Annotated in this window: 12 protein-coding genes and 1 tRNA gene; 10 read left to right on the top strand and 3 right to left on the bottom strand. The window is 48.8% G+C overall.

The features are described from left to right. Positions 1 to 5: 5 nt before the first annotated feature. Positions 6 to 689: a TetR family transcriptional regulator gene (locus ACO0LN_RS27800; RefSeq protein WP_422979574.1), complete on the top strand. Its 684-nt coding sequence runs from the start codon at positions 6 to 8 to the stop codon at positions 687 to 689. 21 nt (positions 690 to 710) lie between these two features. Here ACO0LN_RS27800 and ACO0LN_RS27795 read toward each other — a convergent pair whose 3' ends face one another. After that, on the bottom strand, positions 711 to 1340 hold the full coding sequence (locus ACO0LN_RS27795; RefSeq protein ID WP_422979572.1) for a trimeric intracellular cation channel family protein: 630 nt from the start codon (positions 1338 to 1340) through the stop codon (positions 711 to 713). Positions 1341 to 1889: 549 nt separating this feature from the next. Between ACO0LN_RS27795 and ACO0LN_RS27790 the strand changes: the two genes are divergently transcribed. From ACO0LN_RS27790 to ACO0LN_RS27750, 9 genes are all read left to right on the top strand, one after another. Next, positions 1890 to 2156 carry a type B 50S ribosomal protein L31 gene (locus ACO0LN_RS27790; protein WP_186955279.1) on the top strand — a complete coding sequence of 89 codons (267 nt, stop codon included), beginning with the start codon at positions 1890 to 1892 and terminating at the stop codon, positions 2154 to 2156. Positions 2157 to 2339: 183 nt separating this feature from the next. Continuing rightward, positions 2340 to 4064, top strand: a complete 1725-nt coding sequence (locus tag ACO0LN_RS27785; protein WP_422979570.1) for an ArnT family glycosyltransferase — start codon at positions 2340 to 2342, stop codon at positions 4062 to 4064. Beyond that, entirely contained in the window at positions 4061 to 5485 is a 1425-nt protein-coding gene (locus tag ACO0LN_RS27780; protein ID WP_422979568.1) for an MATE family efflux transporter, read from the top strand. Before ACO0LN_RS27785 ends, ACO0LN_RS27780 begins: the two co-directional genes overlap by 4 nt. A 93-nt stretch (positions 5486 to 5578) precedes the next feature. Further along, positions 5579 to 5663: transfer RNA gene (locus ACO0LN_RS27775), tRNA-Leu, on the top strand. Positions 5664 to 5922: 259 nt separating this feature from the next. Continuing rightward, positions 5923 to 8256: a type I restriction-modification system subunit M gene (locus ACO0LN_RS27770; RefSeq protein ID WP_422979566.1), complete on the top strand. Its 2334-nt coding sequence runs from the start codon at positions 5923 to 5925 to the stop codon at positions 8254 to 8256. Then, positions 8253 to 9272 (top strand): PDDEXK nuclease domain-containing protein, encoded by a 1020-nt coding sequence (locus ACO0LN_RS27765; protein ID WP_422979564.1) that lies wholly within the window; start codon positions 8253 to 8255, stop codon positions 9270 to 9272. Before ACO0LN_RS27770 ends, ACO0LN_RS27765 begins: the two co-directional genes overlap by 4 nt. Continuing rightward, positions 9269 to 10573 carry a restriction endonuclease subunit S gene (locus tag ACO0LN_RS27760; protein WP_422979562.1) on the top strand — a complete coding sequence of 435 codons (1305 nt, stop codon included), beginning with the start codon at positions 9269 to 9271 and terminating at the stop codon, positions 10571 to 10573. Before ACO0LN_RS27765 ends, ACO0LN_RS27760 begins: the two co-directional genes overlap by 4 nt. Positions 10574 to 10614: 41 nt before the next feature. After that, positions 10615 to 13932: a type I restriction endonuclease subunit R gene (locus tag ACO0LN_RS27755; RefSeq protein ID WP_422979560.1), complete on the top strand. Its 3318-nt coding sequence runs from the start codon at positions 10615 to 10617 to the stop codon at positions 13930 to 13932. A 70-nt stretch (positions 13933 to 14002) separates the two neighbouring features. After that, entirely contained in the window at positions 14003 to 14893 is an 891-nt protein-coding gene (locus ACO0LN_RS27750; protein WP_422979558.1) for a GIY-YIG nuclease family protein, read from the top strand. Between the two features lie 42 nt (positions 14894 to 14935). On the opposite strand, the gene ACO0LN_RS27745 is transcribed toward ACO0LN_RS27750, so the two are convergent. Next, positions 14936 to 15694, bottom strand: a complete 759-nt coding sequence (locus ACO0LN_RS27745) for a hypothetical protein (protein ID WP_422979556.1) — start codon at positions 15692 to 15694, stop codon at positions 14936 to 14938. Positions 15695 to 15782: 88 nt separating this feature from the next. Continuing rightward, the gene (locus tag ACO0LN_RS27740; RefSeq protein WP_422979554.1) at positions 15783 to 16148 is read right to left on the bottom strand and encodes a hypothetical protein; all 366 of its coding nucleotides are present in this window, start codon (positions 16146 to 16148) and stop codon (positions 15783 to 15785) included. Positions 16149 to 16334: the final 186 nt, after the last annotated feature.

The raw sequence follows: 16334 nt of genomic DNA, 5'->3' as shown, positions 1-16334 counted from the left end.
CAGAAATGGTCAGGAAAACGAAAGAAGAAGCGCAAGAAACTTATAATACTCTGCTAGACGCAGCTGAAAAAGTCTTCGCCGAAAAAGGTGTCACCAGTACCACACTCAATGATGTTGCCACTGCAGCAGGCATGACGCGTGGCGCTATTTACTGGCACTTCAAGGATAAAAGCGCCCTCTTTCAAGCCATGTGTGACCGCGCCTTCCTGCCTATGGAAGCCCTGCTCAACGAGATTGTTTCCACACCGAACAAAGACCCGCTGGCGGGTATCAAGCAATTAAATGTCCACTTCCTCAATCTCGTCACCGGCAATGCGCGCCAGCAAAACGTGTTTGACATCATTTTTCATCGCTGCGAAAAGAATAGCGAACTGATCTTCTTCAGCGCCGAAAGTGAAAAACGGGTTGAATGCCTGTCCAAAGTGCAGGCCATGATCCAGCAGGCGGTCGATCAGGGGCAACTGCATCCTGACACCGACACCTGGATCGCCATGCAAGCCATCCACGCCTATGTCATAGGCATAGTCCATGAATGGCTGGAAGATTCTTCCGCCTATTGCCTGATGCTGCATGCCGAAGACATGATAGACATGTTCCTGGCAGGCATGGTCGCCCGCCCTCCCCTGAAAAAAGCCAGACCAGCAGACAAAGAATGCGGCCTGCAACTGGTCGTCAATAACCCGGACTAAGCGAAACAAGGGAAATAGCGGCTAAACCGGCAACTTCCAGTCAAAACGTACAGCCATCATGCGCAGTACGAAGCATATGCCCACGCCAAAACCCAGGGCCACACCTTCATTGAGCTCCAGCCAGTTCAGTATCAGGTAAGCCCAGCAACCGGCAAACGCACAAGTCGCATATAAATGGCTGCGGCGGAACACCAGCGGTATCTCATTACAGATAATATCGCGCAAGACACCGCCAAAAATGCCGGTGATGACCCCCATCATGACGCAGACAAACATCGGCATCTGCGCCTCTTGCGCCAGCGACGCCCCGGTCACACTGAACAAACCCAGGCCCAGTGCATCAGCCAGCACAATGGCATTCTCAGTCACGGCATTACGCAAATGCTTGAGAAACGGGATGGCGATAATCGACATGACAAAGATCAGGATAGGGTATTCCTGATTTTCTACCCAGAACAAGGGCCGACGGTCCAGCAGCAGATCACGTAGCGTGCCACCACCAAAGGCCGTAATAAACGCCACGGTAAACACTCCCACCAAATCCATACGCTTGCGCCGCGCCTCAATAAATCCCGAACTGGCAAAAGCCAGTATCCCGGCGACTTCAATGGTATGCAACATCGAACTCATACCCAGATAGCTCGTCGTCATGTTTCTCCTTCAGGATTTGGGTCAAAAATGGGGATTTTAGCAAGTTGGACGTGATTTTGGGCCTGGAGTTTGTGTGTGAAATTCAAAACCTCTCACCACAGAGACACAGAGACAAAGAGACACAGAGACACAGATTCGTCACAGAGAAAGACAAAGGAAAATCGAGGAGGCCAAGAGTTTACGCGAACAAAACGCCCTCAAATTCGTCGGTCCTGCGCAGGCAGAAACCTACCGGGCTGGCGCACCAGCGGCGTTCGTAGCAAACTAGAATAAGTCGCAACAAAATGGACGAAAACATACTCAATAAACAACATCACCTCACTCAAGCTCATCTTATCCACCTCAAATTAATCTGTAATAAGCCACCATCTCTGACAACATACCATCGCAAAAACCCCAATTTTCATTGTATAATCATCGGCTTGGCATTTTGGGCGTCCAAAATCCAGGCAATTATTTAACCTTTGGCAAGTGATAATGCAATCGGGTCAAGAAGCAAGACGACCGACGAAGTGCTTATTGGCTACCTACACTATTTTCGAGGCAAGCATGAGAGATGGCATTCACCCAAATTATCGCGAAGTTCTGTTCCACGACGTTTCTTGCGATTTCAAATTCATCACACGTTCAACGATCAACACCAAAGACAAAGGTGAGTTTGAAGGTAAAGAATACCCACTGGTAAAGATCGAGGTTTCTGCAGAATCTCATCCTTTCTACACTGGCAAACACAAAATCGTGGATACAGCCGGTCGCGTTGAAAAATTCCGTCAAAAGTTCGGCAAAGTCGGTTCCAAGACTTCTGTCGCCAACTAATTGGCCAGGGAAACACAGCACGGTTTCATGCCTTGGCAGGGCCAGCCCTGCTAATACAAAATTGCGGAGTACGCAAGACCGTCTGTGGTTCCCAAGAATTTTTAGTAAAAAAGGCAGCTCAGGCTGCCTTTTTTACTACAGCTTTACCCTACAATAAGCATCCTTTCCCTCCAACACCCAGATATGAAGCCAGTACGACTTCCTGCTGCCGCAACAGTTGCGCTACCGCGCTGGGGAATCATCGCCCTCTGTCTCCTGTATATCCTGCCCGGCCTGATAGGCCGCGACCCGTGGAAAGGCGACGACGCTGCCGGTTTTGGCATCATGTGGACCATGGCACAAGGCAACCTCGCTGACTGGCTGTGGCCACACATCGTCGGCCTGCCCATGCCAGAAGAAGGCCCGCTGGCTTTCTGGCTCGGTGCCATCTGCATTAAATTATTTGGCTGGCTGGTAGGCGAACCTATGGCCGCCCGGATGAGCACTGGTTTTTCTTTCCTGCTCGGCTCGCTCTCAGTCTGGTATGCCACTTACCTGCTAGGCCGCAGGCAAGAAGCCCAACCATTGAAACTGGCCTTTGGCGGCCAGCCAGAAGCGCGCGACTTTGGCCGCACCCTGGCAGACGGTGCCCTGCTGATTTATCTCGGCTGCCTGGGCCTGCTGTTACGCAGCCACGAAACCAGTGCAGAAGCGCTGCAAATATCCCTGATCGCTTGCACCCTGTATTTGTGCATACGCCTGCTGGATGATCCAGCCAAACTCACCGCAGCAAAAATCGGTGGCATACTCGGCTTGCTGGTTCTGACACGTGGCTGGGTATTGCCCACCGGCTTATGGATCAGCCTGCTGGCAGTCTGCGCTTATCGTCAGCAAGCCAAGCCGTTAAAGTATCTGCTCTACATCGCTCTGCCGGTTGCCATTGTGGTAGCAGGCATCTGGATTTGTGCCATCACTCTGGTCAATCCTTATGACAGCTCACCTTATCAGGCATGGATGCTGTGGAATTATCGCCAGTTCAATTTCCCCAAATTTGAGAGCATCAGCTATCTTTTCCGCTACGGCATCTGGTTTAGCTGGCCCGCCTGGCCCTTTGCTGCCTGGGCCATCTATGCATGGCGCAAGCAAGAGAAAGCCCTGCATATCTCATTACCAGTCAGCTTCTTGATTTGCTTTGGCGTGCTCGGCATGCTCAATCACCAGTCTGAAGAAGCGATACTTTTACCCATCTTACCACCGCTGGCCATACTCGCCGCCTTTGGCTTGCCGACCATGAAGCGCAGCGCCATCAACGCTGTGGACTGGTTCTCAGTGATTGTCTTTACCACGGCTGCCGGCTCCATCTGGATGTACTGGCTGGCAGACCAGACCGGCTGGCCACAAAACATGGCAAAAAAAGTCGTGCATGTGGTGCCAGGCTATCATTCCAGCTTCAACATTTTTGTTTTTATCATTGCACTGGCGGCGACAATTGCCTGGTTCCGTCTTGTATATTGGCGCATCTCACGACAACCAGCCGTGCTCTGGCGTGCTGTTGTCCTGTCGAGCGGTGGCGTAATACTTTGCTGGCTACTTTTCCAAAGCCTGTGGCTGCCATGGTTTGACCAAAAGATCAGCTATGCACCGCTGGCGCAAGAACTCGCGCAAAAAGTACCTGCCAATATGGGCTGCATACAAGCCCATGTCGGCCCATCACAACGCGCCTCATTTGCGTACTTTGGCAAACTGCATTTTGCCGGTTTCTCTGACAATGAATGCCGCCTCTTGCTAGTGCAAAACAGCAAAAAATCGCAAAATGAAAACCCATTACCAGCAGAATATAATCTGGATCAATGGACAATCATCTGGTCTGGTCACCGCAGTTCTGACAATGACGAATTGTTTACCCTGTACCAGCGCAAGCAGCAATGAAAACCGAGCACCCCAGCACGCTGAGCGGCAACATCAAGCGCATCGCCTCACTGTCATGGCCCATGATGGTGGGCCAGATGGCCGTGGTGGGTAATGGGGTGATAGACACAGCCATGACCTCGCGCTTCTCGGCGACTGACCTGGCCGCACTCTCCATCGGCATCTCGATTTACGTCAGCATCTTCGTCGGCCTCAACGGCATCTTGCAAGCCATATCCCCTGTCGTTGGCCAATTATTCGGTGCCCGCAAATTCAAAAAGATAGGCGAAGAAATCAAGCAAGGCGTGTGGCTGGGCGGCTTTCTCGCCTGCATAGGCTGTTTGATCCTACTGTTCCCGAATAGCCTGCTCTCCATCGCACAAGCCTCACCAACCTTGAATGACAAGGCTGCACAATATCTGCAAATACTGGCCATCGCCCTGCCCGCCACACTGGGTTTCAGGATTTACGGCGCACTCAATAACGCGGTTGGCCGTCCCAAGATGGTCATGGCCATACAGCTCGCCGCACTGGCGATAAAAATCCCGCTCAATACCCTGTTCATTTTTGGTGGCCTTGGCATACCCGCCATGGGCGGCCCAGGCTGCGCGGCTGCCACTGCCGTCAATGCCTGGCTCATGCTCATCACTGGCTGGCTCATGCTCAAGCACGTCAAATATTATGAATTGTTTGCACTATTTGGCACTGGCTTCGTCAAACCCAACTGGAAAGCCCTGCGCAGCCTGCTGCATCTCGGCATACCCATGGGCCTGAGCTATCTCATCGAAGTCACCGCCTTTGCCTTCATGGCCCTGTTCATCGCCCGCCTCGGTGAAGTCGCCGTATCTGGCCACCAGCTCACCGCCAACTTTGGCACCATCCTGTATATGCTGCCGCTGTCGATTGCCAGCGCCACTGGCACCCTGGTTGCACAAGCCATAGGTGCCAAACAAATGCAGGCCGCCCGCGTCACCGGCAATGCAGGCATCATCCTCGCGGCAATGCTGGCTGTGCCCATCGGTATCACCATCTGGTTCGCCCGCGACCTGATACTGCACGCCTACACATCCAACCCCATCATCATCGCAGCAGCCTTCCCACTGTTCACCTTTATTTCGGTATATCAGATTTTTGACGCAATACAAGTCACCACCGCCTTCATCCTGCGCGCGTATAAAATCGCCATCGTCCCCACGATTCTTTACGCCTTCGCGCTATGGGGCTGCGGCCTCGGCGGCGGTGTCATGCTGGGCCTGGACCCCTATAACATCAGCCCCGCCTTCCTGCACGGCGCAGCAGGCTTCTGGATGGCCAACAGCACCAGCCTCGCCATCGTCGCCTTCAGCCTGTGGTATTACCTGCGCATAGTCCAAAAACGCTTCCCCACCCCCGCCATGTGGCGCAGGAACGTGAATTTCGACCAGCCAGGCAGAAACCCATGATGAATAACAAAAATAAGAAAACCAGCAAACCCGGCAAAAGCAGCAGCCCGCTTGCAAAATTTTGACAGCTCTGTCATAATTTCGTTCTGCGTTGCCGAGATGGCGGAATAGGTAGACGCACGGGACTCAAAATCCCGCGCCGCAAGGCGTGCCGGTTCGATTCCGGCTCTCGGCACCAAACACTGATTAAGCTCTTGATTATTCAAGGGCTTTTTTAGTTTTTGGCGAACAAATTCCATTCTCTACTTCCCCCTCTTTCATAGCTTTTTTTTGAGCTACGCCAAGTGCATTCCCATAGGCAGCCAGTTGCCAGTCGGGTAAGATACAAATCAAATAAACGCATACAAGCGAAAACATCTCGTTTGTATGCGATGCACATTCGCAAGCAGAGATTTAGCTGCTTCAGCTCAACGATTTTAAAGAACCAAGTATCATCCATGACTCAAACATCGAATAACCTCGCGACCGAATCCTGGGCGATTGCCGACCTGCTCCGTGGTGATTTTAGACAAAGCCAGTATGGCCGCGTCATCTTGCCGTTTTGCTTGTTGCGTCGTTTGGAGTGCGTGCTGGAAGCAAGCAAAGAAGCCGTACTGGCAGAACAGCAAAAAATAGCAAGCATGAATTTGCCCGAAGAGGCGCAGGAAAAATTGCTCTTGCGTGCGACTGGTGGCTTAAGTTTCTTCAACACATCCAAAATGGATTTGTCCAGATTGGGCGAAAGCGACATCAAGGCCAACCTGGAAAGTTACATCCAGAGTTTTTCCAAAGATGCGCGTGAGATCTTTGAATACTTCAATTTTGCTGAATTCATAGGTCAGCTCAACGACGCCAATTTGCTCTATAAGGTCGTGCAAAAAGTACGCACCATTGATCTGAGCATCAGCGCCGTGTCCAACCATGATATGGGCCTGGTATTTGAAGAGCTGATACGCCGCTTTGCTGAGAGTTCAAACGATACTGCTGGTGAACACTTCACCCCACGTGATATCGTGCGCCTGACTACCTCACTAGTGTTTATAGAAGACAATGAAGCACTGACCACTCCAGGCATCATCCGCACCATCTATGACCCTACAGCAGGAACTGGCGGCTTCTTGTCGGCAGGGATGGAATATGTTCATGAACTAAATCCCAACGCCGTCATACGCGCGTATGGTCAGGAGTTGAATCCTGAAAGCTATGCCATCTGCAAAGCAGACATGCTAATCAAAGGGCAAGAAGTCAAAAACATCAAGCTCGGTAATACCCTATCCAACGATCAACTGTATGGCGAACGCTTTAACTACATGCTGTCCAATCCCCCTTTTGGCGTCGATTGGAAAAAGATAGAAGAAGACATCATCAAAGAGCACAATGAAAAAGGCTACGATGGTCGCTTTGGCGCGGGCCTGCCCCGTGTATCAGATGGTTCTTTGCTGTTCCTTTTGCACCTCATTAGCAAATTACGCGATGCTAAGGATGGCGGCGGGCGCATAGGTATTATCTTGAATGGCTCGCCCTTGTTCACAGGCGGTGCAGGTTCTGGCGAGTCTGAAATACGCCGTTATATACTGGAAGCAGATTTACTGGAAGCCATCGTCGCCCTACCGACCGATATGTTCTACAACACCGGCATCGCCACGTATGTCTGGATACTCTCCAACAAAAAGCCAAACGAGAAAAAGGGTCTGGTACAACTGATCAACGGCAGCAACCTCTACAGCAAAATGCGCAAGTCATTGGGCAGCAAGCGTAATGAAATGAGTGCCGACGACATCGCCACCATCATCCGTTGCTTCGGTGATTTTGAAGCTATTGATGCGCGCGAACTGGATAAACCCACAGAACAAAAAAGTAATCGCGGCAGGCAATCGGCAAACCCAAAAACTGAGGCAGCAAAAACCTTTGCCGCCAAGATTTTCAAGGCCCATGAATTTGGCTACCGCCGCATTACGATAGAGCGCCCATTAAGACAGTCTTACCAGTTCTCTGACGAGCGCATTGCCACGCTGCGCTTTGAATCAGGCGCATTGAACAGCATCATGCAATGGGCATACGCAGAGTTCGCCACTCTGCCAGGCGCTATCTGGAGCGATGCACCTGATTGCCCGCACTATGGTGAGCTTGGCCATCATGAAGACACCATACGCCGTTATATCAAAATACATTGTGCTGACCTCAAAGAAAAGCAAATCAAAGACCTGCTCAACCGCGATACCTGGATAAATACTAAAGCCAGTATGCTCAAAGCCCAGGCCCTGCAAGCGCAGATAGGCAAGTCACAGTTTGATGACATGAACGAATACGATGATGCCGTTGCCAAAGCAACCAAGCTGGCCAACATCAGCCTGGACGCCAAAGACAAAAAAGTCATCGAAGCCGCAGTAAGCTGGAAAAACCCTGCCGCCCTGCCCGTCATCAAAAAAATACACAAAACCAAAGCCGACCCTATCTATGGCCTCTTTAACGTGGATGGCAAAACCATAGAATACAAAGCCGATGGCGACCTGCGTGATTTTGAAAACGTCGCCCTCGATCCATCCAAAACAGTCAACGAGATCAACGAAGCCTACTTCAAAAAAGAAGTGCAGACGCACGTGCCAGACGCCTGGATAGACGCCAGCAAAAAAGATGATAAAGACCAACAAATCGGCATCGTCGGCTATGAAATCCCGTTCAACCGCCACTTCTACCAATACCAGCCACCGCGTGACCTGGCTGAGATAGATGCGGATCTGGATGCAGTCAGTGCAGAAATCATGAAGCTGCTGCAAGAGGTGCATTCATGAGCAAATCAAACATGAGCAATGTCGCGCAGCCCGATTTTGCTGAAGTCGTACACCTGATCACCGCCGCACGCCAGCATGCCTATCAAGCCGTCAACACCACCTTGATAGAACTGTATTGGCAAGTGGGTGCCTACATCAGCAATAAAATCAAGGCCGCAGAATGGGGTGATGGTGTGGTCGATGCGCTGGCGAAACATTTAGCGACCACGCAGCCTAACCTAAAGGGTTTTACCCGCGCCAATCTGTTTCGCATGCGCCAGTTTTATGAGACTTATCAAAGTGATCAAATTGTCGCAGCACTGCTGAGACAATTACCGTGGACGCACAATCTCATCATTATGAGCCGTAGTAAGCATGCTGAAGAGCGAGTTTTCTATCTCAACATGGCGGTTCAAGAAAAATGGTCTAGCCGTGAACTAGAGCGTCAATTCAACACGGCATTGTTTGAACGCATGGTCTTGAATCCAGTAAAACTCTCAACAACGTTGAGAGAAACGCACCCAGAAGCTTTAAACGTCTTCAAAGACAGCTATGTCGTCGATTTTCTGAATTTGCCGCAGGGCCATAGCGAAGCCAATTTACAACAAGGTTTAATCTCCAAGCTCAAGCAATTCTTGATCGAACTGGGGCGAGATTTTTGTTTCGTTGGTAGCGAATATCCGGTGCAAGTGGGGAAACAAGATTTCGCTATTGATTTGCTGTTCTTTCATCGCGGCCTGAACGCTTTGGTCGCGATTGAACTGAAAATAGATCGTTTTAGCCCATCGCACCTAGGGCAACTCAATTTCTACCTGGAAGCTCTGGATCGCGACCACAAAAAGCCACACGAAAACCCCGCCATCGGGGTGCTGCTGTGCGCCAGCAAAGATGATGAAGTGGTCGAATATGCACTGAGCCGCAGCCTTTCTCCCGCCATGATCGCCGAATACCAAACGCAATTGCCCGATAAAAAACTGCTGCAAGCGAAACTGCATGAATTTTATCTGTTGAATCTGGCGCAGGAGGATGGGGTATGACGCGGTATAAGGCTTATCCTGAATATAAGGATTCTAGGGTTGAGTGGCTAGGTGATGTGCCAAAGGATTGGTTTGTTAAAAAACTCAAGTATATCTGCAAGGTTAAAACTGGCAGCAAAGACACCGTTAATGCAATAGATGATGGAATTTACCCTTTTTTTGTACGATCACAAACCGTTGAGAGAATCAACTCTATTGGTGCAGATTGTGAAGCTGTCCTAACGGCTGGAGATGGTGTGGGGGTTGGTAAGGTGTTTCATTATTTCAATGGGAAATTCGACTACCACCAGCGTGTATATATGCTGAACAACTTTACAAACGTATTTGGACGGTTTGTTTTTTACTATCTGTCAAATAATTTTTATAAAGTTGCGTTGGAAGGAAATGCAAAATCGACCGTAGATTCATTACGGTTACCACAGTTTTTGAATTTTGAATTTTCGCTTCCTACCTTAGACGCTCAAAAAAACATCGTTGATTTCCTCGACCACGAAACCGCCAAGATCGATACCCTGATCGCGAAGCAGCAAGAGTTGATCAAGCTGCTGAAAGAAAAACGGCAGGCGGTGATTAGTCATGCCGTCACCAAAGGCCTCAACCCCAACTCCCCCATGCGCGACTCCGGTGTGGAATGGTTAGGCGAAGTGCCGGAACATTGGACGGTTGAGAAACTACGATATCTAGGTGAATGTCAAAACGGGATAAATATCGGAGCGGAGTCTTTCGGCTCTGGTTATCCATTCGTCAGTTATGGTGATGTGTATCGAAATGGAATTTTGCCGAAAGAGGTTACTGGGCTAGTGGAGTCAAATCCGCAGGATAGGAAGACATATTCAGTCGAATTGGGCGATGTAATGTTCACACGTACATCGGAAACGATTGACGAAATTGGATTTTCTTCAACTTGTCTTTCAACAATTGAAAACGCATCATTTGCGGGGTTCTTGATTCGCTTTCGACCAATTGAACACACCGTAGATCCAAATTATTCCAAATACTACTTTAGAAGTATTTTGTTAAGAGCTTTCTTTGTCAAAGAGATGAATCTCGTAACAAGAGCGTCATTGAGTCAAGACCTCCTTAAAAAATTGCCAGTGACCTTGCCGCCTTTGGCTGAGCAAAAAGAGATTGCGGATTTTTTGGATATTCGAACTACTATATTTGCGAAGTTGATTCAGAATGCGGAGAACGCAATTCAACTAATGCAAGAACGCCGCACAGCCCTAATATCCGCAGCCGTCACCGGAAAAATCGATGTACGCGACTGGCAAGCACCCAACGAAACAGCCTTAGCAGCCTGACAGTGTGTGACTAAACCAAGCCTCCACCAGAGAACCTCTTTATGAGCAAAGCCAACGAACTGACCTTCCAAAACGACATGATACGCCAGCTCGTTGCCAATGGCTGGCTGCTCGGCAAGGCGGAACATTACAACCGTGAGCTGGCTTTGTATCCTGAAGATGTGCTGGGTTTTGTCAAAGACACGCAAGATGAGCAATGGCAAAAGTTTTGTGCCTTGTATCCGGTACAGCCTGAGCAAAAATTCCTGGAGCGCTTGGCGCAGCAACTCAACAAGGCTGACCCAAATGCCGCGAATAAAGAGATGCGTACCTTTGGCACCCTGGGTGTCTTGCGGCACGAACTTAAAGACCGTGGCACGCGCTTTTCGCTTTGTCAGTTTGCGCCTGAACATGACTTGAACCCGGATACTTTGGCGCGTTATAAGCAGAACCGTTTGCGTGTGGTGCCTGAGTTGGTTTACAGCCACTGGGTGAAGGACGTTGATGGTACGCCGCTGGATTCCCGCCTGCGCGGGAATGACGACGCTACGGGTACGGATGAGGCAAGCAGTGCAAAAGCAAAAGCCTGGCGCATTGATCTGGTCTTGTTCGTCAATGGCATCCCGGTTGCGACGCTGGAATTGAAGTCAGAATTCAAACAGGCGGTGCATAATGCCATGCGCCAGTACCGCACTACGCGCCTGCCCATTGACCCTGTCGCCAAAAAGCCTGAACCACTGCTGACTTTCAAGCGTGGTGCGCTGGTGCATTTTGCGGTGAGCCAGTATGAAGTTTATATGACTACCCGGCTGGAAGGTGAAGATACCTTCTTCCTGCCCTTTAACAAGGGCACACATGATGGCGGCGCTGGTAATGATGTGCCTGAAGATGTCACGCAATATGCCACTGACTATTTGTGGAATGAAGTTTTATTGCCTGATAACCTGCTGAAGATTTTGGGCCGCTATGTGCATTTGCAGATAGAAGAAAAAGAAGACTGGGAAGGCCGCAAGTATAAAAAAGAAAGCCTGATCTTCCCGCGTTATCACCAGTGGGATGTGGTGAATAAATTATTGGACGCAGCACGTACTGAAGGGCCGGGGCATAAATACCTGATACAGCATAGCGCAGGGTCTGGCAAATCAAATTCGATTGCCTGGGTGGCGCACCAGTTATCGTCTTTGTATGATGAACGGGGCAATAAGCAATTTCATTCTGTGATTGTGGTAACAGACCGTACTGTGCTGGATGCGCAATTGCAAGACACGATTGCCCAGTTTGAACATACCGACGGCGTGGTTGGCCGCATCAATAATCAGGAAGGTGATGGTTCAAAATCAGAAAAGTTGGCCAAGGCTTTAGAAAGCTCACAACCTATTATTATTGTGACGATACAGACCTTCCCTTTTGTATTGCAGGCGATAGAAAACAGTGTGAGCCTGAAAGAGCGCAATTATGTAGTCATTGCTGATGAGGCGCATTCTTCACAAACGGGCTCGACAGCCCGCAAGTTGAAAGAAGTCTTGATGGTGGATGGCAGTGCCAGCGATGAAGATGAAATCACTTCTGACGATATCATCGACGCTGCGGTTGCCTCACGCCGTGCTTCCAAGAACCTGAGCTATCTGGCGTTCACTGCGACGCCCAAAACCAAGACGCTGGAATTATTTGGACGTCGCCCCCGTCCTGAAGAACAGGCTTCAAAAACCAATAAGCCTGCTGCTTTCCACGTATACAGCATGCGCCAGGCGATAGAAGAAGGCTTCATTCTGGATGTATTGCAGAACTACACCAATTACAAGGTGGCCTACAACCTGGCAATGCGTATCAACGATGCTGATCAACAGGTAGAAAGCAAGAAAGCCACTGTCAGGCTCAACCAGTGGGTGCGCCTGCATGATCACAATATCAGCCAAAAGGTCATGATCATCGTTGAGCATTTTAAAACACATATCATGGGCTTATTGGGTGGGCAAGCCAAGGCCATGATAGTGACCAGTTCACGCAAAGAGGCCGTGCGCTATAAAAAATCTTTAGACGCTTATATTGCCAAGAAAAGTGAAAGCGAACCTGCCTATCAACAGATAAGGGAGATGGTGGCATTTTCTGGCGAGGTAGAATTTAACGACAAAGACCCGAATGTCGAAGCGCTGCTGGATCAAAAATTCACAGAGTCGAATATGAACCCGGCCTTAAAAGGCCGCGACATGCGCAAGGCTTTTGATACGGATGATTATCAGCTCATGATCGTCGCCAACAAGTTTCAAACGGGTTTTGACCAGCCCAAGCTGTGCGCCATGTATGTGGATAAAAAACTGGGTGGTGTGGAATGTGTGCAAACCCTGTCGCGCCTGAACCGTACCTACCCCGGCAAAAAAGAGACTGGCACTTTTGTGCTGGATTTCTTTAATGAGCCGGAAGATATCCTTTCCTCCTTCCAGCCTTACTTTCAGACGGCAGAACTGGCAGATGTATCCAACCCCAACCTGATTTTTGATCTATTTGATAAATTGCGTACTGCAGACATTTTTACATGGGCAGAGGTAGAACAATTCTGCAAAGCCTTCTTTGTCCAAAGCAAGAGCAATGCCGCCATTGCCAATATCTGTAAGCCAGCAGTAGAGCGCTGGCAAAAGCGCTATAAGCATGCGGTAGAGGCTTACAAGCAAGCCAAGGAAATGTTTGAACGCACAAAGAAGTTTAATGATGCGGTACTGATTGCCAATGCGGAAAACAGTCTTAAAGACTGCAAGAAAGCCAGGGACGCACTGGAGATTTTCAAAAAAGACCTGGGCACTTTCGTGCGCTTTTATGAGTTCATGTCGCAAATTGTTGATTACGACGACAAAGATTTGGAAAAACTCAGCCTGTACGCCCGCAACCTGCGCCCCATGCTGCGAGAAACTATCGTTGATGAAGACGATATCGATTTATCGACTATCTCTCTGAGCCACTATCGCGTATCCAAAATCCGCCAGCAGCATTTGATGCTGAAAGAAGACCAGGAAGAATACCAGCTAGTGCCAGGTGAAGGCGCAGGCACAGCCAAGGCCAAAGACAAGAAAACCGAATTCTTGTCACAGATCATTCACAGGCTTAACGAGTTGTTCATCACCGACCACTTGACTGACCAGGACATGGTGAACTATGCCTTCACCATTCGCGACAAGGTCATGGAAAATACCATCGTCATGCAACAGATCGCCAACAACAGCGCCGAACAAGCCATGCTGGGTGATTTTTCCAGAGCTTTGGATGATGCAATCCTCGATAGTGACGACGCACATCAAAACCAAAAGATGCAGTTATTGTCAGACCCGATACGCCATGCCGGATTTGCGAAAACAATTTTTGATCTGGTGAGACGACCAGTAGCGTAAATCTTCGCAACCGCAAGTTATCAACAACAAACTGCCTTGAAGGCAATGATTTAAGATCAGGAAACACGCAATGCAACCATTTTCCATTACCCTGTTTGCCACTACCGGTGACCCGGAGGCGATTCGCCACGTGGACAAATCCAACTGGTCCGGCTATGGCGTGGTGTTCACCAAAGAACTGGTCGGCAGCCTAAAGCAGGAACCTGGCTATACGCAAGCAGGCATCTATATCCTGGTTGGCAACGCCGCTGAAGAAACTATTTATATCGGTGAAGCCGATCCGGTGGGTGACAGATTAAAGAACCATGTTACCAACAAAGAAGGCTGGGTCTGGGGCGTGTACTTTTTCGACCGCAACCATAAAATCGGCAAGACCGAGGTGCAATACCTTGAATCAGCACTACTTGCACTGGCTAAAAAGTATGACCGCTCCATTTTACTTAACAAGAATACGCCTACTGAACCGACCATGTCACCAGCAGCGAAAGCAACTGCACAGGCTTTTCTGGCGGACATGCTGTTGATCTTGCCCATGCTGGGCATTAATGCATTCACGCCCCCCAAGATCAAGGATGTGACGGAGCAGGTGCAAGCTGTAGGTTCAGAGAGCGGCACATTCGACACCATTGTCATCCCCGCGCGTGAAGATGGTTTTAAAGAGCAGTTTTTGAATAAAAACCGCTGGTTTGCTGTGCGGATCAACGCCAAACAAATCCCAAAATTAAAATACATCGCCGCCTACCAGGTTGCGCCTGTCGCGGCGATTACACATATTGCTGAAATTGATACTATCGTTCCTTACAACGACACTGGCAAGTACATGATCAATCTAAAGCACGCAGCAATCGCTATTAAGCCCATACCACGTACCGATACCAGCGAGGTTAATATGCAGTCGTCTCGCTACGCCTTGCGTGACAAGCTGCTGGCGGCGACGTATCTTGATGAAGTTTGGGTTTGATGCATTCATTAATTCACATATCGCCATTCAATCAAACTCAAGTTAATTATCTTCAACTGGTAAGTTTTGTTCTTTTCGCGCAATTGCCATTTCCAGCAATTCAGTCTGATAGATGTATCGCTGCAAATGTCGATGTAACAATATTGCACCGATGGCTATCCCCGCAAAAAAAGCTGCGGCATATTGCAGCAAAGTAGTAAGCGAAAATCCAGATTGAAGAATTGATAAAGTAGGGGCATTTTTTTCTTTAGCAGAAAATTCTTTAAGAATCGACCATGCCATTGTAGCCAATGAGAACAAGGCTACTTTATCTGGGCCCCCGATAAAAAACCCCATCCTATTTCTTATTCTTGTAATCTTAAGTTGAATAATTTTTAGTGCGTCTTCCAGATCCACTTTTGCAAACGACGTCAATTCATCCAAATGCTGATGATCATTTTTGATTTCGTTAAGAAAATATTCTAATGAATTATTTTGAAAACTGTACAAAGCCCAGATATTTGAAACAATACTCAATATCATCGAGAAAAGTGGCAATGTCATCGTTAATGCTGCAAAAAGCAGTAAAACCGCTTTTTCAGTTTCATTCAGTGGTCGAACATAATTGTTCCACAAGACAAAGCCGCCCAAAATTATCAGCATCAACGTAGCGAAGATAAGCATGAAATTCGAAATCTTCATGCACCATCGTTCAACGTTCGTCTCATTCAGTTTCGACTTGACTGGTTTCATCAAGTGTAATTTCTTGATGACTTCCGTTGGATCTGATTTTTTGCTATTGAGAAATTTTGCTTTCGTCATTTCTAAATTTTAGTAATTTATGAAATGACATATTAACATTAATTTAATTGCAATTATATTTTTACAATATCTAGTCAATCATAATAGACTAATACCTATGCTCATCCACCAAATGCTTATTAAAACTGTATTTGCTGCCGCCTTGCAGCACATCGGTCAGGCGTTTGGGGTTGGCGGATGAGATGAAGATGTCGGCGATGCCGTCCTTGACGCGGAACTTGGTGGCGGGGCTCAGGATGTTGTTGGCTTTGATCGTCAGGTGGCGGATGATTTTGGCTTTTTCGCTGCAGATGAGGAAGTGGTTTTCTTTTCTGAAGTTGGTCAGGGGGATGTTGAGCCACCAGCCTTCGTCGGTGCCGTAGCGGACGACTTGGGAGAATTGGGTGTTGCCTTCGTTGAGGACGTTGGCTTGCAGGGAATCGTTGGCGATTTGGATGGCTTCGGCTTTGTTCATTTTTTGTCTTCTTTGGCGTTTGGGTGGGATTCAGTGGTTAAATTGCTACTGGGTCTGCGATGGAAACCCATCCCCATCCCTGCCTTCCCCTTGAAGGGGAAGGGGTTTCAAGCCGTTATTGTAAACGCTTAAGCCAGCAATTTAGCTTGTTGGTTTACTGCGGCTCTTACATTGCGTTAAACTGTA

The sequence above is a fragment of the Undibacterium sp. TC9W genome, assembly GCF_049339865.1.
Classification (GTDB): domain Bacteria; phylum Pseudomonadota; class Gammaproteobacteria; order Burkholderiales; family Burkholderiaceae_D; genus Undibacterium.
The sequence above is the reverse complement of the archived record's forward strand: the minus strand, read 5'-3'. Positions and strand labels throughout refer to the sequence as shown.

What these genes read in the sequence shown, in the direction of transcription:
- ACO0LN_RS27790 (WP_186955279.1), top strand. Translation starts at nt 1,890, where the DNA reads ATGAGAGATGGCATTCACCCAAATTATCGCGAAGTTCTGTTCCACGAC.
- ACO0LN_RS27745 (WP_422979556.1), bottom strand. Translation starts at nt 15,694, where the DNA reads ATGACGAAAGCAAAATTTCTCAATAGCAAAAAATCAGATCCAACGGAA.
- ACO0LN_RS27800 (WP_422979574.1), top strand. Translation starts at nt 6, where the DNA reads ATGGTCAGGAAAACGAAAGAAGAAGCGCAAGAAACTTATAATACTCTG.
- ACO0LN_RS27780 (WP_422979568.1), top strand. Translation starts at nt 4,061, where the DNA reads ATGAAAACCGAGCACCCCAGCACGCTGAGCGGCAACATCAAGCGCATC.
- ACO0LN_RS27770 (WP_422979566.1), top strand. Translation starts at nt 5,923, where the DNA reads ATGACTCAAACATCGAATAACCTCGCGACCGAATCCTGGGCGATTGCC.
- ACO0LN_RS27765 (WP_422979564.1), top strand. Translation starts at nt 8,253, where the DNA reads ATGAGCAAATCAAACATGAGCAATGTCGCGCAGCCCGATTTTGCTGAA.
- ACO0LN_RS27755 (WP_422979560.1), top strand. Translation starts at nt 10,615, where the DNA reads ATGAGCAAAGCCAACGAACTGACCTTCCAAAACGACATGATACGCCAG.
- ACO0LN_RS27740 (WP_422979554.1), bottom strand. Translation starts at nt 16,148, where the DNA reads ATGAACAAAGCCGAAGCCATCCAAATCGCCAACGATTCCCTGCAAGCC.
- ACO0LN_RS27795 (WP_422979572.1), bottom strand. Translation starts at nt 1,340, where the DNA reads ATGACGACGAGCTATCTGGGTATGAGTTCGATGTTGCATACCATTGAA.
- ACO0LN_RS27760 (WP_422979562.1), top strand. Translation starts at nt 9,269, where the DNA reads ATGACGCGGTATAAGGCTTATCCTGAATATAAGGATTCTAGGGTTGAG.
- ACO0LN_RS27750 (WP_422979558.1), top strand. Translation starts at nt 14,003, where the DNA reads ATGCAACCATTTTCCATTACCCTGTTTGCCACTACCGGTGACCCGGAG.
- ACO0LN_RS27785 (WP_422979570.1), top strand. Translation starts at nt 2,340, where the DNA reads ATGAAGCCAGTACGACTTCCTGCTGCCGCAACAGTTGCGCTACCGCGC.